The 18,562-nt window shown below is 71.2% G+C and carries 24 protein-coding genes; 7 read left to right on the top strand and 17 right to left on the bottom strand.

From position 1 onward, the window contains the following. Positions 1-1,328 precede the first annotated feature (1,328 nt). Entirely contained in the window at positions 1,329-2,096 is a 768-nt protein-coding gene (locus ACFVXG_RS38555; protein WP_387934680.1) for a hypothetical protein, read from the top strand. After that, positions 2,083-2,565 carry a helix-turn-helix domain-containing protein gene (locus ACFVXG_RS38550; RefSeq protein ID WP_387934678.1) on the top strand — a complete coding sequence of 161 codons (483 nt, stop codon included), beginning with the start codon at positions 2,083-2,085 and terminating at the stop codon, positions 2,563-2,565. The genes ACFVXG_RS38555 and ACFVXG_RS38550 overlap by 14 nt, the downstream gene beginning before the upstream one ends. Positions 2,566-2,794: 229 nt before the next feature. On the opposite strand, the gene ACFVXG_RS38545 is transcribed toward ACFVXG_RS38550, so the two are convergent. The 3 genes from ACFVXG_RS38545 to tpg (ACFVXG_RS38535) are packed head-to-tail and all read right to left on the bottom strand — an operon-like array spanning position 2,795 to position 4,376. Continuing rightward, positions 2,795-3,226, bottom strand: a complete 432-nt coding sequence (locus ACFVXG_RS38545) for a hypothetical protein (protein WP_387934677.1) — start codon at positions 3,224-3,226, stop codon at positions 2,795-2,797. Then, positions 3,226-3,714, bottom strand: coding sequence for a hypothetical protein (locus ACFVXG_RS38540; RefSeq protein WP_387934675.1), 489 nt, complete (start codon positions 3,712-3,714; stop codon positions 3,226-3,228). Before ACFVXG_RS38540 ends, ACFVXG_RS38545 begins: the two co-directional genes overlap by 1 nt. A 41-nt stretch (positions 3,715-3,755) precedes the next feature. Further along, positions 3,756-4,376 carry a telomere-protecting terminal protein Tpg gene (gene tpg / locus ACFVXG_RS38535; RefSeq protein ID WP_387934673.1) on the bottom strand — a complete coding sequence of 207 codons (621 nt, stop codon included), beginning with the start codon at positions 4,374-4,376 and terminating at the stop codon, positions 3,756-3,758. 181 nt (positions 4,377-4,557) lie between these two features. Here tpg (ACFVXG_RS38535) and ACFVXG_RS38530 point away from each other — a divergent pair, with 181 nt between their 5' ends. After that, positions 4,558-5,070 carry a hypothetical protein gene (locus ACFVXG_RS38530; protein ID WP_387934671.1) on the top strand — a complete coding sequence of 171 codons (513 nt, stop codon included), beginning with the start codon at positions 4,558-4,560 and terminating at the stop codon, positions 5,068-5,070. A 134-nt stretch (positions 5,071-5,204) separates the two neighbouring features. Here ACFVXG_RS38530 and ACFVXG_RS38525 read toward each other — a convergent pair whose 3' ends face one another. Continuing rightward, positions 5,205-6,134, bottom strand: coding sequence for a hypothetical protein (locus ACFVXG_RS38525; protein ID WP_387934669.1), 930 nt, complete (start codon positions 6,132-6,134; stop codon positions 5,205-5,207). Between the two features lie 304 nt (positions 6,135-6,438). Beyond that, positions 6,439-6,705 carry a hypothetical protein gene (locus tag ACFVXG_RS38520; RefSeq protein WP_387934668.1) on the bottom strand — a complete coding sequence of 89 codons (267 nt, stop codon included), beginning with the start codon at positions 6,703-6,705 and terminating at the stop codon, positions 6,439-6,441. 160 nt (positions 6,706-6,865) lie between these two features. Here ACFVXG_RS38520 and ACFVXG_RS38515 point away from each other — a divergent pair, with 160 nt between their 5' ends. Further along, on the top strand, positions 6,866-7,489 hold the full coding sequence (locus ACFVXG_RS38515; protein WP_387934666.1) for a hypothetical protein: 624 nt from the start codon (positions 6,866-6,868) through the stop codon (positions 7,487-7,489). Positions 7,490-7,569: 80 nt separating this feature from the next. After that, positions 7,570-8,040 carry a hypothetical protein gene (locus ACFVXG_RS38510; protein ID WP_387934664.1) on the top strand — a complete coding sequence of 157 codons (471 nt, stop codon included), beginning with the start codon at positions 7,570-7,572 and terminating at the stop codon, positions 8,038-8,040. An 81-nt stretch (positions 8,041-8,121) separates the two neighbouring features. On the opposite strand, the gene ACFVXG_RS38505 is transcribed toward ACFVXG_RS38510, so the two are convergent. From ACFVXG_RS38505 to ACFVXG_RS38475, 7 genes are all read right to left on the bottom strand, one after another. Next, a complete protein-coding gene (locus ACFVXG_RS38505) occupies positions 8,122-8,568 on the bottom strand; it encodes a hypothetical protein (protein ID WP_387934662.1) in 447 nt (148 codons plus the stop codon). A gap of 11 nt (positions 8,569-8,579) precedes the next feature. Next, positions 8,580-8,921 carry a hypothetical protein gene (locus ACFVXG_RS38500; RefSeq protein ID WP_387934661.1) on the bottom strand — a complete coding sequence of 114 codons (342 nt, stop codon included), beginning with the start codon at positions 8,919-8,921 and terminating at the stop codon, positions 8,580-8,582. A 22-nt stretch (positions 8,922-8,943) separates the two neighbouring features. Further along, entirely contained in the window at positions 8,944-9,498 is a 555-nt protein-coding gene (gene tpg, locus ACFVXG_RS38495) for a telomere-protecting terminal protein Tpg (RefSeq protein WP_387934659.1), read from the bottom strand. A gap of 9 nt (positions 9,499-9,507) precedes the next feature. Further along, positions 9,508-11,775, bottom strand: coding sequence for a telomere-associated protein Tap (gene tap, locus ACFVXG_RS38490; protein ID WP_387934657.1), 2,268 nt, complete (start codon positions 11,773-11,775; stop codon positions 9,508-9,510). Positions 11,776-11,872: 97 nt separating this feature from the next. Beyond that, entirely contained in the window at positions 11,873-12,553 is a 681-nt protein-coding gene (locus tag ACFVXG_RS38485) for a hypothetical protein (protein ID WP_387934656.1), read from the bottom strand. A 235-nt stretch (positions 12,554-12,788) separates the two neighbouring features. Further along, positions 12,789-13,160 (bottom strand): hypothetical protein, encoded by a 372-nt coding sequence (locus tag ACFVXG_RS38480; protein ID WP_387934654.1) that lies wholly within the window; start codon positions 13,158-13,160, stop codon positions 12,789-12,791. A 111-nt stretch (positions 13,161-13,271) separates the two neighbouring features. Then, positions 13,272-13,778 (bottom strand): hypothetical protein, encoded by a 507-nt coding sequence (locus tag ACFVXG_RS38475; RefSeq protein WP_387934653.1) that lies wholly within the window; start codon positions 13,776-13,778, stop codon positions 13,272-13,274. Positions 13,779-13,921: 143 nt separating this feature from the next. Between ACFVXG_RS38475 and ACFVXG_RS38470 the strand changes: the two genes are divergently transcribed. Further along, the gene (locus tag ACFVXG_RS38470) at positions 13,922-15,118 is read left to right on the top strand and encodes a hypothetical protein (RefSeq protein ID WP_387934651.1); all 1,197 of its coding nucleotides are present in this window, start codon (positions 13,922-13,924) and stop codon (positions 15,116-15,118) included. Between the two features lie 25 nt (positions 15,119-15,143). Here ACFVXG_RS38470 and ACFVXG_RS38465 read toward each other — a convergent pair whose 3' ends face one another. The 5 genes from ACFVXG_RS38465 to ACFVXG_RS38445 form a co-directional block, all read right to left on the bottom strand. Then, the gene (locus ACFVXG_RS38465) at positions 15,144-15,632 is read right to left on the bottom strand and encodes a hypothetical protein (protein ID WP_387934649.1); all 489 of its coding nucleotides are present in this window, start codon (positions 15,630-15,632) and stop codon (positions 15,144-15,146) included. A gap of 100 nt (positions 15,633-15,732) precedes the next feature. Next, on the bottom strand, positions 15,733-15,897 hold the full coding sequence (locus ACFVXG_RS38460; protein ID WP_387934648.1) for a hypothetical protein: 165 nt from the start codon (positions 15,895-15,897) through the stop codon (positions 15,733-15,735). Between the two features lie 59 nt (positions 15,898-15,956). Continuing rightward, the gene (locus ACFVXG_RS38455) at positions 15,957-16,718 is read right to left on the bottom strand and encodes a hypothetical protein (protein ID WP_387934646.1); all 762 of its coding nucleotides are present in this window, start codon (positions 16,716-16,718) and stop codon (positions 15,957-15,959) included. Between the two features lie 5 nt (positions 16,719-16,723). After that, positions 16,724-17,284, bottom strand: coding sequence for an RNA polymerase sigma factor (locus ACFVXG_RS38450; RefSeq protein WP_387934645.1), 561 nt, complete (start codon positions 17,282-17,284; stop codon positions 16,724-16,726). Then, complete coding sequence (locus tag ACFVXG_RS38445; RefSeq protein WP_387934643.1) at positions 17,281-17,421, bottom strand: hypothetical protein; 141 nt, start codon at positions 17,419-17,421, stop codon at positions 17,281-17,283. Before ACFVXG_RS38445 ends, ACFVXG_RS38450 begins: the two co-directional genes overlap by 4 nt. Before the next feature lie 256 nt (positions 17,422-17,677). Here ACFVXG_RS38445 and ACFVXG_RS38440 point away from each other — a divergent pair, with 256 nt between their 5' ends. Then, positions 17,678-18,511 (top strand): hypothetical protein, encoded by an 834-nt coding sequence (locus ACFVXG_RS38440; protein WP_387934642.1) that lies wholly within the window; start codon positions 17,678-17,680, stop codon positions 18,509-18,511. Positions 18,512-18,562: the final 51 nt, after the last annotated feature.

Raw genomic sequence — 18,562 nt, 5'->3', positions numbered from 1 at the left:
GCGGGTACCCCGGCGGCAAGCCGCCGGGCAGGGCGCGCCTCCGCTTCGCTCCGGCGAATTCCCGCGCTTGCGCGGGAATTGAATTCCGCAAGCGGAATTCCGAAAGCGGCGGAAAACCCGCTTCGCGGGATTTCCGGGGATTCCCGCAAGCGGGAATCCGATGGCCGACTGAGAGGGCGAGTTGCATCACGCGCGGCACTGTGTAGGCTCAGGAATCCCGCTCCACCTCCGGGACCCGACCCCCTGTCACCCGACCGACTGTCAAAGCCGGCGCTCCCCGTCGAGCCCAGTGGACTCCGCTTCGCTCCGCCCACCCTGAACGCCCGTCACCACCCACCCCCCACGAACACGACATGCGAGAAGCATACCACCCACGGGCCGGTTTTCATGCCCGAATAGCAGCGTGCATCACTCCAAATCCTGAACCCTTAGCAAGGCGGATGCATCACAGTGATGCATTGTGTAGGTTCAGGGATCACTGTGCACCCCTCAAGGCCGTGCCACTTGCTCCAGTCAGCGAATTCGGATGGTGGCAGATGGGAGAGATGGTGATGGTGGGTGAAATGGCGGTGGGACTTAAGGGGGGCCACCGTCGAAATGCTCAGCCAGGCGCGTCCGGCGGCACTCCCGAGGCCTCGTGCGGGGTGGCTGGCCACTGGACCGGGTCCGGCGGGGGCGGGGGTCCGGAGGAGCCCCTGCCGGGGCTTCCGCGCGGCTGGAAGCCAGGCGCGTCCGGCGGCAGGACACTCCTCCCGGAGTCCGGCCAGGCGCAGCGAAGCGGGCGCGGCACTGCCGGATCGGCCGCAGGCCGATGCTGTCGCACGGTTCTTCGGGTTGGTGACGGTGCTTCACCGGGCTGCGGGGCTGACGACACACCCGGGCGTGCGCTTGGTGGAGGGTGCCTCCGGTGGCTGCTGGTGGCGAGGTTGCTGGGGTCCTGCTGTGTGCGCTCCGGACGGTTGCGGGGTGCCCCGTACGTACGGGTGGGCCCCGATTCCTTCCGCACCGCCCCTATAGATGGGGGAAGAGGGTGCGTTTTCGCAGGTCAGGGCTGTGCGGTGGTGTGCGATGTGAGACTCGTGGGAGGGCATATCGGGTGCGATGTGAGACTCCTGAGTACTCATATCACCGTCAAAATGTTGGCTGGAGTTGACACGTGAGTGCGTGAATGTTGGGTGTGGTTGACATTTGGCGCGGCGTGCGTGCGTCGGCGTCCGGTGCACGCGAGGGGGGAGATCTGTCCCCCCTGGGGGGACACAACACGCGGAAATGTTGGCTGTGCTTGAAGAAAAAGCTAAGTAGAGCTGACATACTGCGGGCAGCAGTCGATGATCGCGAAGAGGTGGGAGAACGACCCGGTGTCAGCTGAACCGCAGGGCCGCCGCGCGGCTGCCAAGCCCAAGCCGAAGCGGGTGCCTGCGCAGCCTGCTCTGCCGCTGGAAGACCCGGCGGCGGGCTGGGGCCGGCGGGCACGCCGGTCGACGGTTGAGGACCTGAGCGAGCTGGCGGATCGGTACCCGGACCGCGACCTCTCGCTGAGTGCCGAGCGGCAGCGGGTGGAGTTCTACTCCTCTCCGCAGCAGCCGAACGCGTTCTCCATGGACTCCTTGGAGTTCTTCCTGGTCCTGGTGCAGTACTTCCGTGAGGCGCTGCCGTTCCGGGTGATCCTGCTGCTGATCGCGTGCCAGCGGGCCGGCGGGCGGATCCACCTGACGCAGGAGGAGATGGCCACCGTGCTGGACGTGCCCCGCCGGCGGGTCAACGAGACCCTGGTGGAGATCATGGACCACGGCATCGTGTTCAAGGTCGCCAGGGGCGTCTACCAGTTCAACCCCCCGTACTCGTACCGTGTGGCGGAGTGGCTGCCGGGCACGGAGACCACCGAGCCGGTCTACCGCAAGGTGGAGCAGGGCACGGCGATCTCCGAGATCCGCGGCAACAAGGCGCTGCCGGACCTGGTGCGGTTCCCGTCGCTGGAGACGATGCGCCAGGAGATCGAGCGCCTGCGCAAGGAGCGGGCGAAGGCGCGGGCCGAGCGTCAGGCGGCCCGCGCTCAGATGGCGACGAAGGAGAGCGGATCCGATGAGCAGTTCTGACCTGCGCTTCGCGAACGTCAACTGCGAGGGTGTGCTGGCCGACCTTGACCTGCTGCCGGCGGCGTACCGGGTGCTGCTGAAGCTGCGGGCCTACAGCGAGCCCGGCGGGTTGATCAACATGGACCAGGCCGCCATTGCGACCCTGATGGGGCTGAGTCGTCCGACCGTCAACGCGGCGCTGCGCGACCTGGACCTGGCGCAGCTGCTGACCCGGGTGCGCAACGGTTCCTACCAGCTGAACCCGATGCTGGCCGGGTACCTGACGGTGCGGGACTGCAAGGCGGCGGTGGCGCGGATGCCTGCGGAGCAGCGGCTGAACTGGCCGGGGTTCGTCGAGCAGTACCGGCGCAACGTCGACCAGTACCAGGACCAGCTGGCGGAGCAGCGCCGCAAGCGGGCCGAGACGGCGAAGGCGAAGGCGGCCGCCGAGGCGCGGCGCCGGGGGAACCTGCGAGCGGTCGTCAGCTGAGCCGGCAGGCGCGAACATCGTTCCCCTCTTGGGGAATCCCGCTGCTCACAGGCTCGGGGCGCAGCAACACGAGGGGTGCAACGCGGACCGCGTTACACCTCTTCTGGCGTTGATCTGGCTTATTTGTGCAGGTCAGGCCGCAACGCGGCTCTGTGTTGCAGTCGGGTGCGGGCTCGCGTTGCACCCGCTGGTGAGGGGGCCGGCGGTGCGTGCGGGCCGACCGAGGGCACTACCGGCTGCGCAGGAGGGCCAGGGCCTGGCCGATGGCCATGGAGGCCAGCGCGGTGCGGCGGTGGTCGTCGTCGGCGCAGACGGCGCAGCCGTGGCAGCCGTCGATGGTGCCCGCACACGCGGCCGGGTGTTCGAGGCGGTGCCGGGCGTGCGCGGTGATCACCCGGCAGAGCGCGGAGGCATTGCGGACCGTGGGATCGGCGTAGCAGCCGCGGGCGGCGAGGTGCTCGCGGGCGAGCCAGGCCTGGACGGCGGGGAAGCTGATGTCACGGCTGCGGCCCATCTGGTCGAGCACCTCCTCGTCGCCGACCACGGGCATGGTGGCGGCCAGTCGTCCGCTGCGGCACAGCCGGGCGAGTTCCTGATGGCGCTCGGCCAGGCGCAGCCGGCGGTCGTGAAGCGGCAGGAGGACCAGGTCGTGGGGCGGCATCAGCCGTGGGCCTGGCAGAAGGCGTCCCAGTGGTCGCGGTCGAGTATCACGGCCAGCTCGTAGACGGCGCGGGCCCGGCTGCGGTGCACGCCGCCGGCGCAGGCCTCGGAGCAGCCGTCGCAGCCCGGCTGTTCGGTGGTGGGGCAGGTCTCGGGGCAGGTGTAGAGCCAGGCGGCCCGGTCCTGGACGAGGGCGACCAGGTCGGAGTGGCCGTGGATACGCGGGTCGGCGTAGCAGCCGCGGCGGGCGGTGTAGGCGGTGGTGAGCCAGGCCTCGATGGCCAGGTACACCTCGGTGGTCATCTCGTGCGGGTCGCCGGCGGCCACGCGGGCGAGGATCTGCTCGTCGATCGGCAGGGGCTCGACGGTCTCGTCCAGGCCGCCGTGGTCGCGGTGGCGGTGCTCGAGGAAGTGGAAGCGGCGGTGCAGGATCTCGCCGATGTCGCGGCCGTGCTGGTGTCCGTGTGTGTGGTGGTGTGCGTGAGCCATGGGGGTTTCCTCGTCGGTGCTGATCAGAGTGGGTGGGGGGATCAGAAGGACATGTCGATGTAGTCGATGTCCCGGAGGTGGACCTTCAGGTCTGCGGTGCCGGTGCCCTCGATGCGGAAGTAGGCGTCGGCGAGGGCTTCGCCGACCATCTCGGTGAGCTGGTCATCGGTGGCGCCGGCCTCGCGGGCGGCGATGATGGCGCCGGCGTGGGCCCCTGAGATGCGTTGGGTGAGCAGGCGCGGGCGCGGTGAGTCGCTGGTGCCGGCCCCGGCGTCGAAGCCGAATGTCGCGCGGGTGCTGATTGTGAATCCGGTGCTGGCCGCCCGCTGTCTGGCCTCGGTGCGGACGTCCTGCTGCCAGTGCTCGCAGGTCTCGTCCTCCAGCGCCTCCCTGGCGGCTGCTCGCGGCCTGGTGACGGTTCCTGCGCGGTAGCGCTGGACGGTGCGCTGGGAGACGCCCAGACGGGCCGCCAGGGCCTTCGTGCCGTCCTTCAGCTTCCCGAGGAGGAACCCGGTCCGCTCCTGGGTGGAGGCCGGGATCGGCTCGGTGAACTGGGCGCGCTCGGCACGCTCCAGGCCGTCCGCGATCGTCCCGCGCCTCGCCCGGCCGCTGACCGCTTCTTCGGTTATGCCGTCTATGCCGCTGTCTATGTCGTCTAGCACCCGAGCAGCGTGAAGCCGCGAGCCTGTGGACAGAGTTCGGCGATTCCGAGCACAAGCCGCCCTGAATATCTGCAAATAAGGCGTTTTGGGTATGGCTCGGCGGATTCGGCAGGGCCGGGCAGCTTCAGCGGTACGGGGAGTAGCCTCCCTGCAGCCCCAGGCCGACCGGTGGAGGAGAAGCGTGAGCGGAGAACACCTGATCAGCGACGAGGAGACACGGACCATCGCGGAGGGCTTTCTCTCCGTCTCTCCCTGGTTGGGGGACGTGGAGTGGGCCCGTACGGTACTTGGCCCCCATGCCGAGTTCCTCGTTGGCTTCGACGGCAAGATCCCGGAGAACGCGACGCTCTCGGACGACCAGAGGTGGTCGTGGACCGTGTCGTTCTCCGACCCCGCCGGCAGGCGGAGCACGCTCAACCACGAGGTCGTCCTTGGGGGCCTGACGCGCCTCGTCTACGACAAGGACACCGGGTCCGACATCTACCTGAGCCTGCCGATCTCGCAGTGGTTCACCGAACCCTCGGAGACCCGGCGCAGCCTCAGGCTGTCCGCCTCCCAGCAATCGCTGATCTGCCAGCACGCCCTCTACGAGAAAACGGTCTTCCCCACGGGCGAGCGCGAGGAACTGTTCGGGAAGAAGCTGGACTTCTTCTCCGACCAGCGTCCCGACACCGCTTCCTCCTCCGAAGCCTGACCTCGTTGGTACAGGCCGTCCAGGCCGAGCGACACGAGGGTGCAATGCGGTCTGCATTGCACCCTCGCGTCATTGAGACGGCTCCTTCATCCAGATCGAGCCCGGAACGCGGAGCACCCGACCGCCGGGTCTGGTCAGAGTGGCAGGACGCCGGGCACCTGGCGCAGGCGCGCGGCGATCTCTCGGTGCGGCCCGACGAAGTCCGGGCTGGCCAGTTGCTCCGGCGTGGGGAGTCCACGGCGGGGCCTGAGGGGCAGGGGCTCGGTGGTGGCCCAGCCGAGGGTGCGCAGGCCGACCCGGGCCATGTCGCGGTCGACGCGCTGGAGGTAGTCGTCGTCGACGGGTGCCTTGCCGTGCAGTTGCCAGATCAGCCCGTCCGGTTCGATGGGCAGGGCGGCGAGGCCGAAGCCGTAGAGGAAGGACAGGTGGCGCTCGCGCAGCACCGCGGCGCACTGTTCCGGGGACAGCGGGGCCCCGCGATGCTCGTACGTGCCGGGCACCGCGACGCGGCAGTCCGTGTGCGGGAAGTCGTTCAGGTCGACGGCCGCGATGCTGGCCGTGGCCAGTTCCCGCTCGGGGTAGGACCAGGAGCCGTCGGGCAGCAGGACGACGATGTCGTAGGCCTCGCGGGCCGCTGCGACGGCCGTGCGCAGCGCTGTGCGGTCGTGTACCGGCATCCCTCGGTCGCCCGGCCCCCAGACGTCCCACACGCAGGTGTGGTGCACCAGCGTGCCCGGCCCGGCCAGCTGCTCCCACAGCACGACGGTCACCGGCTCCGGCTCGGTGCGCGTGACCGGTTGCCGACGGCGGCCGCTGGGCAGCGTCCATCGCCAGCCGCTGTCGGTCTCCTCGAGCAGCAGGACGCGCAGCCCGGTGTCGGCCCAGGCCGCTGCGATCCCGCCGATCAGCTCGTAGAGGTGGCCGGACTCCTGGGCGAGGAAGCGCACAACCGCCGTGCGGGCCGGGGCCGCGGCGCGGCGGGTGCGCAGGGCGGTGGTGTACTTCGCGCCGGTCTTGACGTCCTGGCGGGCGGCCTGGGCCGCCGTGGTCTGGTGCTTCGGCATGACGTAGTCTCCCGCCGGCCGGGCCACGCCCCCGGTGCCGGCTCGTACGACTGCCGCTCGAACATGGGTGAAGAAACCCGCGGGCCTCGGAAGACCTTGACCACGATCCCGGACCGCGTGGAGCCCTGGGACGGCGGTGAGCGGCAGTACGCGTCTAGCCGTGGTGGACCGTAGCCAAGGCAGCCGCAGCGGGCCAAGACGACACTGCCTGCGATCCCACGATCGGGTGACCATGTGCGCACCTGTCCCGGCGGGTAGCCTCCCGCGTGGGCTGGAAGCAGGTCGGTCGAAGCTATCGGTGAGGTCAGGGCAGCTGGGTATAGCTGGCGAGTTGTGCCAGCCAGTGGGCTGCCTGCGCAGCAGCGCTGATGGTGGTCAGCGCGAGAGTGGCCTGCTGGAGCAGCTCCGACACGGATTGCCGGTCGCGCGGCGGAATCGAGCCGTTGTCAGCCCGACGGTTGATGGTGCGGCGTGCACGGTCCAGCCTGCCCTGACGACGGGCCTTTGGACGGGACAGGTTGAAGACGCGCCGGGCACTGGTGGTCTTCGTGCGGCGCGCGGATTTGGGCATGATTGTCCCCTGGCTTCATGGTGTGGATTTCGGCCTTCTGGCCTCAACAGCCCCATCTTCCAGGCAGGTTGGGGAGATAGCATCAGCCTTGAGCTGTCGAGAAAATCGCGATTCTGACATCGGCCGTGCGTTCGGATTATTCGTTGGGGGCTGGGGGAACGTGCTGGTCTACTCGACACTGACTGACGCTGAGCGGCTGTGCAGTGTCGGTGCCCGGGCCCCGATTCCGGTCGGCGAAGGCCTTGTCCTGCCTGACGAGGTGGACCTGCTGGTGGCGCAACCCGACTTGACGGTGCGGTTTCGCGCCGCGATCGCCCCCGACCTCACAGTGACGCTCACCGACCCGCCAGTCATGCTCTACGACTGCCTGCGTGTCACGTACCCGCCTGAAACATTCCGGCTGGTGCTCGCACAAGGGCTGGCCGCGCTGGCCCGCCGGGGGATCGAAACCATCCCGTCGAGTAAGGGGCCCGTGTGCCCAGTGCTCCCCAACGACCCGCTCGCCGTGGTCATCGCCGAGATGATCGGCCCTCGAGACGCCAGCGGCGTGAACCAGCTCCGCGCCATCTTGCGCGTACGGGAAGAAGCCCAGGCCAAGAAGGAGAACGCCGCCCAGGCCGTCGAGAAAGCTCTCCACATCAGCGAAAGCACTTTCTACCGCCGGCTACGCCAAGCCAAAAAACTGGGACTGCCGGAATCGGACCGGGCGACGTTGGCGGACACCAGTGACGAGGAATCGGCGACTGTGGATCCGCCAGGTCGACCATCGATGCTCTGGCAGTGACCGGCCTGCGGGTAGCAGGGTGGGTGGTCTGTACGGGCGAGAAGCCGTGACGTGGGCCTGCGTGTCCGGGTTGGTCGTGCGTGGACACCACCTTGTTCGACCAGGCCGTCGCCGTGATGAAGCAGATGACCACCGCGCAGGACGGCTACACGTTCGTCATGGTCGACGGCGTGGAGAAGGAGGTCGGCCTCGCCGAGCTGGAGGCCGCGTTCGATGCCTTCGAAGCCTTCTGGGACGAGGTCGCACGGTCGCGGCAGTACGTCGATCGTGACCTCGTAGACGCGGTGGCCCGGGAGCAGCTGACGGGGCGCCGCAACGAGCGGATCGAGCGCGACGAGCAGGGCCGCCCCGTGGCGCTGCGGCGCCGCACGACGATGACGGCCGAGCAGATCGCGCGGGCGCAGGAACTGCTCGCCGATCCCCACCGGACTATCACCGCGGTGGCGAAGGAGCTCGAGGTCTCGCGCGCGCTGCTCTACACGGACGTCCCCGGCGTCTCCGGCCGGCCTCTGGCGCCTCGGAAGCGGAAGGCCGCCGGCGGACCACCGTAGGGAAGGGCAGAACGCCTGTGGGCCTGTTCCCGGCAGCTCCAATGCCGGGAACAGGCCCACAGGTTCTTCTCCTGGCCGGCTCTACGGCTCCATGTAGTCGGCCAGGTCGCGCAGTCGGTCGACGGCGTTGTCCCAGCCCTGGCCGTACCAGAGCGGTCCGGTCAGTGCGGACGGGTCGTGCGGGGTGGCTGCCAGTTTGTCCGCGGCGCGGTTCCAGGAGTCGGCCAGCAGCGTACGCATCCGGTCGAACTCGGCGACCAGGGTGTCGACGTCCTCGGGGCGCAGCGTGGGGCCCTCGGTGTCGGCGGCCCGCTGCTTGCGCAGTTGGTGCACCGCCCAGCGGGCGGCGTGGGTCGTTTCCATCTCCGTCTGCCAGTTGACGTCCGGTGGCTGTGCCGGTGGCCCGGCCTGGGCCAGGACCTCGTCCCGGTACTCGTTCAGGGCCTCGCGTAGTTCCTGCGCGGACCAGACGGTCGTGTCGGTGTGGTCGGTGCGGACCATCGCTTCGAGGCGCTGGCGGGCGTTCACCGTGGCCCCGCTCAGGCGGTCGGGGCGGCGGCCCACGGGTCCGGGACGGGTGTGGCGGTGATCCATCCGGTGGGCGTCTCGTACGCCATCTGCGAGGTGACGTGGCAGACGTTCGGCGTCTCGTCCCCGTCGAGCAGGACCTTCAGCCGCTGCCCGGCGGTGTCCACGATGGTGCCGTCGCGGCCGTCGTGGCGGATGCGGCCGCCGAGCTCGACGCGGATGCCCAGGCGGGTCTCCAGCGCGTAGTAGGTGCGGATGTGCTCCAGGTCGGCGGCCTGGCGCTCGTCGGGCAGCCGGGCCGCGGCGGCGAGGAAGACGGCGTTGCGGTCGGTGCCGGTGATGGTGTGATTCATCGCTGCGTTTCTCCTTCGGTGCTCAGTACTGGACGTCGATTGCTTTGATGCCCGTGAATTCGACTTCGAGTCCGGTGGCCCTTCCGCCGTCCTTGAAATAGATTTCCTGGAATCCCTCGGCCATGATCTTGCGCATCTCTTGGTCGCTTTCTCCTCGGTCTTGGGCGGCGAAGAGACGTTCGGCGTAGGCCGGGGGGAGGTGGACGGTCAGGTGCCGCAGCCGGGCCTCGTCGGTCGTTCCGACCGGGGCGGTGTAGCCGAAGTACGCCCACACCTCGACGGTGATGCCGCTGGTGCTGGCGGCCTTCTTGCGGGCCTGGCGGCGGATCCCGGGCTGCCACACCCGGCTCAGCTCGCGGGCCAGGGCCTCGCGCAGCGCGGCGCGCGGGTGCTTGCGCTCGCCCTTGAGGTAGCGGCGCACGGTGTTCGGGTCGACGCCGAGGCGGTCCGCGACGGCCTTCTTGTCGCCCTTGGCGGCCTTGACCAGCGCCCGCATCTGGGCCTGTGCGCCCTTCGGCAGGGCCTGGGTGAAGTGCTCGGGCGCCGCCCGGTCGATCGCGTCGGTGATCTCCTCCACGGTCTGCTCCTATTTCCCGTCGACTTCGTTGGCGTCGTAGCCCTTGATGTGCCGGGCCGGGTTGATGGGCTGGTCGCGCTCCAGCCAGTCGACGACGGTCAGCATGCTCTGGACGCCCTCGACCTTGGCCAGGCCCGGGGTAGCGCCGAGGCGGAACGTGCCGGGCAGTACGCCCTTGCCGGAGCCGGTGAGCGGCAGGAAGCCGAACGGGTCCGGGGTCGGGGAGGCGTAGACGACGCAGTCGTTGTTCACGCCGAGCGGGTAGCGGCCGTTCGCCTTCGCCACGTTGGCCATCTTGCGGTGCATGTTGACGCGGGCCTTGGCGATGACCGCGGCCCGGATGTCCGGACGCCAGGTCGGCCGCTCCAGGGCCGACCACGGATCGCCCGGCTTGTAGTTCAGGCCCTGCGGGCGCTCGCGCAGCTTCCCGATCCCGAACTTCACCGTCGACTTCACCGCGGACAGCACCACGGCGATCTGGTGGTGGCGCCACGCGGCCGAGGCGAGCTGGTCGTCGCCCATCTCCGCCAGGTGCTCCAGGCCCTCGGCGGCGAGCGCGGTGCGCAGCGCGTCCAGGTCCGCGCCGGCGCTCTTGAGGAGGCGGTGGGCGGTCATCGCGGCGAGGAAGGCGCGCTCGTCGGTGTCCTTCTCGACCGGGATGCCGGCCTCGGCCATCGTGGTCACGTAGGCCTCGCGCAGGCGGTCATGCCACGGGTCCAGGTACGCGCCGGCCTTCTCGCGCAGGTACGCCTCGATCGGGCGGACGTCGTGGCCGAGCTCGAGGGCGTACGCCACCGTGGTGGTGGTGTACCAGCCCGGGCCCGTCGGCGGCTGGCCGGTCGGGGTGAACGGCGAGGGCAGGCGCGGATCGGTCGGGATGTGGGACAGGTCCACCAGCCAGGAGCCGGCCGTCTTCCTGTCGAAGTCCGGGCGGCGGACGTGGACCGGGCCGGACAGGCCCACCGACAGGCGGGCGGCGGCTGCCAGGTAGGCGGTGTTGATGTCGATGCCCACCGCGAACGGCTCCACCATCTCCGCCTCGGAGAGCGTCTCCACCGGGCGGATCCACTGGTACGACTCCTCGTTCAGGAAGCCGCCCATCCAGCCCTGCGCGGCCGGGTGCTCCGTGAGGACCTCCGGGGGCGCTGCCTCGTAGACGTCGGTCAGCGCGCCCGGATTCGGCCCGGACACCCACCCGCCCGTGGCCTCGTCGCGCACCGCCCGCGTCGGCGGGCGCAGCGCGGTCATCAGCTCCAGGCCGCAGGTCGCGGTGGAGCCCCGCGGGGTGATGACCCGCTGGGCGTAGACGCCGAGGACGCGGGCCAGGTCCGGGGCCGGGAGCTGGTCGGCGTTGCCCCAGGCGCGGGTGTCCAGGGCCCGCCACGGCAGGACGGCGAGCTGCACGCACTGGCGGCGGCCGTCCTTGACCGGCCGGTAGATTCGGGCCCAGGGGCCGAAGCCGCGGCGGGTGAGCTGCCACTTCGAGCGGGCCAGTGCCTTGACCACCTTGTGGTCCTCCGGCAGCCGCTGCGAGCGCATCGTCGCCGGGTCGTCGTCCAGCGTGGCCGGCAGCCCGAACTTGGCGGCGGCCTCGGCGGTCAGCACGACCAGCGGGTCGCCGTCCCGGCCGTTGCGGTTCAACCGGGCCGTGCCCAGACCGGAGTCGGTCAGCGCCCAGGTGACCAGCTGCGCCAGCGTGGTCGCCGGGCACTCCAGTACCAGGCCGCCGACCCCGTACGCGGTGCCGTCGCCGTCCAGCACCACGAGCGGCCCGTTCGGGAACTGCCCATCGAAGTGCTGCGTCGGCCGCGCCGCGCGGCGCAGCGGCTGGCCGCTCTGACGCGCCGCAGCGGGCCGGGCCGCTGGCGTGGCGGGTGCCTGCGGGGCATCATCGGCGGTCTCCTCCACCGCGTCGGTGGCGGGCTCCGGCTCGGGCTCCACCGGGACGACCGGGGCGGGCGCCGGGGCGAAGGCCACCGGGACCTGGTCGACCGTGTGTGCGGCCGGGACGGTTTCCGGCGCCGGGTACTTCGCCGCCCAGCCCTCCAGCAGCCGCGCGTACGCCTCCAAGCGAGGCGGCTTCGGCGTCGAGCGGCCGTTCTCGTAGTTCTTCACCGTCTGGGTCGTGCTCTGCAGCACCTTCGCCAGCTGCGCCTGGGTGACCCCGGCGGCCTCCCGAAGGCGCGCCCGCTCGGCCGGCTCCGGGAGCTGCGGACCCGGCTCGGTCCCGGCCAGCAGCGCGTCCACCGCCGCGAAGAGTTCGTCCTGCGTAGGCATGAAGCCTCACCTCCAGAACCCAACCTAACACACCATTAGCCCTCCAAGTTAACCAGTTTCCTTAACCAAAAAATTTAACCCTTGATGATAGTGATTTTCAGATAACTCCCTTCCGATCCGTCCAGCGCGCGAACAGCTCCCGCCAGTGCCGGGCCCGGCTCGGCACCGCCCACCGCGCGTCCGGCAGATCCCCCGCCAGGTCCTCCAGCGCGATCCGCACCGCCAGGTCCAGCCAGCCCGCGATGTAGCCGTAGCGCAGCAGCAGCTCCCGCAGCTCCTCGGCTGTGCCCGGCAGCCGCTCGTCGTCCCTCCAGTGGGCCGCGCGGAACTCGCCCGCCGTCAGCGGCCGGGACAGCAGCACCGGCACCGCCAGGTCGGCGAAGTCGCGGTCCCGCTCCTCCCACCTGTTCATGTCGACCGGGCCGCGCAGCTCCCGGTGGAACTCACGGGCGCCCCCGGTGAAGCCGCCGGCCACAACCAGGGCGCGCGGCCGGGGAGAGGCGATGCCGTCGTCCGGCTCCCGGGTCACGTGGACCCACAGGTGAGGCGGCGGAGCGGCGGCCACCAGCCGCGCCCGGTGCCGCTCGGCCTCCACGTCGTCGCACAGCGGCCCGATCTTCGTCCACACCGTCTTCCTGGTCACCGGCTCCGCCGTCACCGGCGCCCAGTACACAAACGGCAGCACCAGCCGGCCGTGCACCGCGCGCAACCGCGTCCTGTACTCCTCGACGGTCAGCCCGAGGTAGGAGAACTCCTCGGCGAACCGGTCCAGGTCCACCGTCCCGCTGCGCCCGGTGCAGATCCCCCGCCAGGCTCTGGAACAACCCCGCGGGCAGGGCAGCAGACGGAGCAGGACGGCAGCCTGGCCGTCGAACTCGATGTACAGCCGGGCGGGTGTCCTCCGGGCTGGGCGCGTCCCCGCGAGCGCGCCGCGGCCTACGGTGCGCCTGGCGCGATGGTCCGCGTCACCCAGGCGCCGAGCACACAACTGCCGAACCACTCCCCGGACGGCTTCATTGCTCTGCCGTCGGCTGTTCGGCCTGCTTCGGGATCTCGTAGCCGAGGGCCAGCAGGCCGCGGTGGACCGCGTCGGTGGTCTGCTGCGCGGCCAGGAAGGTCTCCGCCGTCGCACCGGGCCGCCCGGTCACGACATCGCGGCCGATCCCGGCGGCGTCGGTGATGGCGGTCATGCCGACCAGGAGCGCCTCGGTACGGGTGAGAGGGTCGCCCTGCCGGAAGGCAGTGAGGCGCCGCTGCGCAGTCTCGGCGCGGCTCCGGGCAACTTCCAGGTCGGCGGCGGCCTGGGCGGCCTGGCCGGTCAGGAACCGGTCGGCCGCGGAGAGCGCGGCCCGAACGTCCGGGTCCGCCTGCTGCTGATCCGTCATGTCCTGGAGTTCCTTCCCGTCTCCGCCGCCACCCTGGTGGGGCACTCGGGGTGATCAACGAGCGGGACGGACAGCGGGGCACGTGCAGGCGGTGGCCGGACGCGCGCACCGTCAGAAGGTGACCGGGGTGCCGCGGAGGACCTTGTTCAGGCCTTCGAGGAAGCGGGGGCCCCACCGCCGGGTGATATCCATGTGGAACTCGTCGGGTGCGTCGGGCGGCGGGGTGTTGTTGACGCGCAGTTCCTGCCAGCAGGCCGAGACCGGGTCGAGGGAGTTCTCCGGGTCGTGGCCCAGGCCTCGCAGCGCGTCCTCCCAACGTCCGGGGATGTTGCCCCAGGTCAGCCCCGGACCCTTGATCAAGGCCATCACCTCGGTGAGGGTGACGGTGTCGACCGGCCGCTTGCTCTCACGGGTGATCAGGTAGAACGCGAGCGCGAGGCCGGCACACCCGTCGGCCAGGACGGGGTTCGCCCAGTACCAGGTCGCCCCGTACGGCATGTCACGCCGCCAGTGGGGAGACAGCAGCGCCACCGAACGGTCCCACGCCTCGAACCATCCGGGAGGGCCGGCCGCCGCAGCGTCCCGCCGGGCCGCCATGTCGTCGATCAGCAGAGTCATGTCCCCCATCTTGATGGACCCTCATGCCATGCGGCCACGGTCAGGACGGCCGGATCCCGGGGTGCTGGTGACGCGCGCTGACTGGCCGGCCCTTATCCCAGTACGGTGAGCTCTGGTCGGCTGGCGGGGACGAGGAGGACCGTGTGGGGTGGGAGCAGGCGTACCGCCGGGCTGAGCGGATCGCGGGCAACGGCGGCGAGGTGATCAGCTCGCAGGTGTGGGAGTGGCGGGCGGTGTGCGGCGTCCTCGCGATCGCCCTGGTTGCCCTCGCCGAGCAGCGGGGCGAGCCGGCCGAGATGGTGCCGCTGGACGCGCTGCCGTGGCACCTGATGGACCAGGAGCGCGTGCGGGTGCTCGCCGCCGAGGCGACGGCCGGCGGTGACGAGGACGCGGTCGCCCAGTGGGAATGGCTGACCCGGCGCTGGCCCGAGAACCCCGACGGCGAGCGCTGGGACGGGCTCTACCGGTTCTTCCTTCCCGACGTGGATGCCCCGGCCATCGACATCGTCGTGCCCCGCACCCTCGACGTGTGCCTTGCCGCTCTCAACCACGACCGGGGCAGCTGGCGGCTGGGCATCGAGGTGAAGGTCGTCGGCGGCGAGCACGACGGCCGCAGCGGCCGGATCATGAGCAGCGCCTGGTCGATCGACGGTGAGTCCCTCCTGGTGGCCCCCGGCCCTCCGGCCGGCTACGGGGTGCACCTGGACCACGACGGCCTCGGCGGGCCGCCCGCCGAGGCCGTCGTAGTCCCGGCCGGCCAGCTGCGGGCCCTGCTGCCCGGCCTCGGGAACTCGCCCCGTGAGTTCGGCACCCCGGCGCCGGGCGGCACGGTGTGGGAGGCCGCGCTCGCCTGGTCCACCCTGATGGTCCAGTGGCACCTGCGCGCTCACCCGGGCGACTGGACCGTCGGCGGCGACCAGACCCGCCGGGCCCCGCTGGTCACCGCCCTCCTGGCCGCCCTCATCCTCGACAGCGCGGACGGGCCGGAGGCCGAAGCCCTGCGCCGCGTGCCTCTGCGCCCGCTCCTCAACCGGTTGCCCCTCGACGCCCCGGAGGCCCTCGGGCCGGTGCTGGCCCGGGTTCCGGCCGGCGCGGGCGAGACCGGCCTGGCCGATCTGGTCGAGCTGCGAGAGCTCTGGGACGGGCCTGTCGGGCCCACCGGGCGGACCCGACAGGCGGACCGGCGGGAGTTCATCCTGCACCTGACCCGGTCGGTGGTCATCGCCAACGTCCCCGTCCCGCGCGGCTTGCCGCCCGCCGAGGCGCTCGCCCACTTCGACCAGGACACCGCGGCCACCGTCGCCTCCAGGGCCAGGGTCTGGATCTCCCCGCGGCTCTAGCCGGCTGAGCTGCGGGGCCACGGTGTCAGAACCGGATCCCGAACCGCGGGGCCAAGGCGCGGTGCAGGCCCTCGATGAAGGCGGGGCCCCACCGGCGGAAGCTGTCGAAGTCGTTCTCCTCGCTGGCGAACTTAGGCGGGGAGTTGTCGACGCGCAGCTGCCGCCAGCAGGCCGACACCGGGTCGGCCCGGTCTTCCGGATCGTGCCCGGCCGCGCGGAGCATCTCCTCCCACCGGGGGGCGATGTCGTAGTCGGTGCCGCCGCAGCGGTCGAGCAGTCCCTCGACCTGGCCCCGTGTGACGGCGGCCGGGCCCTGCCCGGTCGAGAGCAGGTAGAGGGCGAGGGCGAGCGCGGCGGCGCCGTCGGCGAGGATCGGCCCGTCGATCGTCATGGTCCAGCCCTGCAGGTGTGGGGCGAGCAGGTCGAGGGCGCGGTCCCAGGCCGGCTGCCAGCCGGGCGGGCCGGCCTCCGCCTCGTTGCGCCGCTCTTCCAGGATGTCCAGCAGTAGCGTCATGCCGCCATGGTGACGGACGCTCACTACACGGCGCCAGGACCAGCCAGTAGGTGGCATTCGGCCCCGGCCACCACAACGGGGTGTCCGGGGCCGGGGCCGGTCAGCGGGACCGGCGGACCAGGACCTTGAGGACTTCCCGGGCGTCGCGGCGCCGGGCGTCGCTTCGGGCCGCGACGGCGGTCACCGCGGCGACGGTCACGGCCACGGCATACCAGACGGCGCTGGCCGCGGTGATGAGGGCGGTGTGCTGGAGGACGGTGGACAACGCGGTGCTCCCAACGTGGTGGTGGACGGCCCCGGCGCCCGAGGGCGCCGGGGTGGCGGCTACGGGCAGACCAGGTCGTGCAGCTGCTCGGCGAGAGTCTCCGTCGGCAGGACGAACGCGCCGAGGTGCTCCTCGCTGACGGTGCGCAGGTGGTCGACGGTGTGGCGCAGGGCCGGGTCCGGCCGGTGGAGCGCTTCGGTGTCGGCCGGCAGGTGCTGGCTGTGCCAGGGGGTGTTGAAGAGGTAGGCGTCGACCGGGGGCAGGCTGGGCGGCGGGGGCTGCTCGTCGTGGGGGAGGTCCGGCAGCGGCCGGTCGATGAGGGCGGCGGTCTGGTGGTACCAGTGCTCGGCGTCGCGCAGTTCACCGAGGGCGGCGTGGTGGAGGTAGAGGGCGTAGGCGGAGGTGCCGTCCCCGGAGCCCGCCGCGAACTGGAACCAGAACTGCGCGTTGCGCGGGTGTCCGCTGAGGTAGAGCAGGGCGGCGAAGACCAGGCCGCCCTGCGGGTCGATGTCGCGCGAGTTGACCAGGCGCTGGAGCTTCTCGGGGGCGCCGCTCTCGTTGATGACGCAGGTGGTGAGGTTGCGTAGATCGCGCTCGGCGTGCTGCTGGAAGGTCAGACCGTCCGCGTCGACGGCGTGCTCCGGCTGCGCCGCGCTGGCGGCGTCGGGATCGGGGTCGGCGGCGTCGGGATCGGCGGTGCCGGCCTGCTTGAGCGCGGCGATCCGGGCGGCGACGCGGCGGCGCCCGGCGGCCGGGTCGTAGCCGGTGAAGCGAGCGAAGGGGGCGGCGGCGGCCGCCAGGTGGTCGAGTTCGGTGGTCACCGGTCTCACTCCTCGTCGGATTCGGAGGCGGCGAGCAGGGTGTGCTTGCGGAGCCTGGTGCGGGCCTGGTGGATGAGCGCGCGGACCGTGGGCGGGCTGATGCCCATCACGTCGGCGGTCTGGGCCGTGGTGTAGCCGAGGAACTGCTTGAGCAGGAGGGCGTCGTACTGGCGCTCGGGGAGGCGGCTGATCGCGTCGTAGACCCCGAGCCCGTCCTCTAAGGCCTCGAAGACGGGCCTGGTGGCACGGCTGGCGGCGGCCATGAAGACCGCCTTCTCGACCAGCCGCAGCACCTCGCCGCGCTGGCGGCGCTCGTGCTCGACCGCGAAGCGCAGCGCCCCCCAGGCGTAGTTGGTGGGGTTGGCCCGCTGGAGCACGCGCTTCCAGTCGGCCCCGAGGTGGGCGAGGACGTCCTCGACCAGGTCCTGGATCTGCTCGGGTTCACACAGCGAGAGCTGGGCGCGGGCGTAGTCCAGGTAGCGCTGGTGGTGGAGCTCGAAGAAGGCCTCGAACTCTATCGGCAGCCGCAGGTCGTGGCCGTCCTCGCTCCGGTCGTCGTGGTTCACGCGGCGGCCGCCGGATCCGGCACGCCGCTGCGCCGCGAGAACGCCTGCGGGCGCTCGGCGGCGGGCTCGGCCCGGCCCGGCAACGCGGCTGGGGCTTGCCTGAGGCAGGAGGCCAGGGTGCGGGGGAGGATGTTCACGTTCGCGCCTTTCGTACTCGGAAACGTCGGAAACGGTCGGGCCGTGGGGGCGGCGTGCCGGCATATGACAGCTTTCCGGTTCCGGACGAGAACGTTTAGCCACGGCGGGCAGAAAGTTGCGGAGGGTGTCAATCCGCCTACCGAGTGACACTAAAGAGGCTGATGAGACCTCGGTGAACACGGCGTGTCCGGCCCGGTGCCCGGCTAGCGTGCTGCCCTGCGCCGCGGACCGTCCGTGGTGGAAAAGGGGTGCGGCATGCCGGTGCTGACGGTCATGAGCCAGAACGTCCAGTACGGCGCCGGCACCGGCCGGTGGGCGGGGATGGTCGAGGTGATCCGCGAGATCGGCCCGCAGCTGCTGCTGCTCCAGGAGGTCGACTGGCTCGCCGACCCGGAGCAGGCGAAGGCCGCCGGCGAGGCGCTCGGCATGGAGCTGTACGTCGCGCCGTCGCGCAACCGGCCGGTCGCCGTCGCCTGGGACCCCGCGCACCTCCGGGTCGAGGACGTCGAGGCCCGCTACACCTCCGAGTTCCACCACGGCTACGCCGCCGCCCGGATCGCCCCCTGGGGCATCACCGCCGGCCTGCCCGCCCCCCTGGTCGCCGTCAGCGCCCACCTGATCCCCTACTCCGCGCAGCAGGCCGCCGTCGAGGCCCAGATCCTCAACGCCCGGGTATACCGCCACGGCGGCATCGGCCTGATCGGCGGCGACATCAACCACCCCACCGCCACCGACCCGGAGATCGACTGGACCCAGGTCAAGCCCTACAACCGGGCCTCACGCTGCATCAGGCGCGAGCACCCCGGCGACCCGTGGGTCAGCAACCGCATCGTCGGCCAGACACTGCGCGACGCCGACCTCACCGACGTCGCCGCCCACCTCGCCGACCAGCGCAACGACCCCGCGCTGCGCCGGGCGACCGGCAAACACGGCGGGCTGCGCGTCGACCAGCTCCACACCACCCCGGCGCTCACCCCCGCGATCGTGGACTACCGCACGGTCGAGCACGACTACTCCGACCACCTCGGCGTGATCGGAGTGTTCGACCTGGCGATCGTCGACGGCTCTCAGCCCCACGACTTCACCTGACACGCCGACAACCGGCTCCGCCCGGGACGCACCGGACGGTCGCGGCGGGCG

Source organism: Kitasatospora sp. NPDC058162 (assembly GCF_042884005.1).
Classification (GTDB): Bacteria; Actinomycetota; Actinomycetes; order Streptomycetales; family Streptomycetaceae; genus Kitasatospora.
This window is presented reverse-complemented; position numbering and strand designations above follow the sequence as displayed.

Excerpts from the sequence above, each read along its gene's own strand:
- ACFVXG_RS38525 (WP_387934669.1), bottom strand. The coding sequence starts at position 6,134 with ATGCCGAAGCACCAGACCACGGCGGCCCAGGCCGCCCGCCAGGACGTC.
- ACFVXG_RS38555 (WP_387934680.1), top strand. The coding sequence starts at position 1,329 with ATGATCGCGAAGAGGTGGGAGAACGACCCGGTGTCAGCTGAACCGCAG.
- ACFVXG_RS38465 (WP_387934649.1), bottom strand. The coding sequence starts at position 15,632 with ATGACGCTACTGCTGGACATCCTGGAAGAGCGGCGCAACGAGGCGGAG.
- ACFVXG_RS38540 (WP_387934675.1), bottom strand. The coding sequence starts at position 3,714 with ATGGCTCACGCACACCACCACACACACGGACACCAGCACGGCCGCGAC.
- ACFVXG_RS38550 (WP_387934678.1), top strand. The coding sequence starts at position 2,083 with ATGAGCAGTTCTGACCTGCGCTTCGCGAACGTCAACTGCGAGGGTGTG.
- ACFVXG_RS38500 (WP_387934661.1), bottom strand. The coding sequence starts at position 8,921 with ATGAATCACACCATCACCGGCACCGACCGCAACGCCGTCTTCCTCGCC.
- ACFVXG_RS38545 (WP_387934677.1), bottom strand. The coding sequence starts at position 3,226 with ATGCCGCCCCACGACCTGGTCCTCCTGCCGCTTCACGACCGCCGGCTG.
- ACFVXG_RS38480 (WP_387934654.1), bottom strand. The coding sequence starts at position 13,160 with ATGACGGATCAGCAGCAGGCGGACCCGGACGTTCGGGCCGCGCTCTCC.
- tap (WP_387934657.1), bottom strand. The coding sequence starts at position 11,775 with ATGCCTACGCAGGACGAACTCTTCGCGGCGGTGGACGCGCTGCTGGCC.
- ACFVXG_RS38520 (WP_387934668.1), bottom strand. The coding sequence starts at position 6,705 with ATGCCCAAATCCGCGCGCCGCACGAAGACCACCAGTGCCCGGCGCGTC.
- ACFVXG_RS38475 (WP_387934653.1), bottom strand. The coding sequence starts at position 13,778 with ATGACTCTGCTGATCGACGACATGGCGGCCCGGCGGGACGCTGCGGCG.
- ACFVXG_RS38440 (WP_387934642.1), top strand. The coding sequence starts at position 17,678 with ATGCCGGTGCTGACGGTCATGAGCCAGAACGTCCAGTACGGCGCCGGC.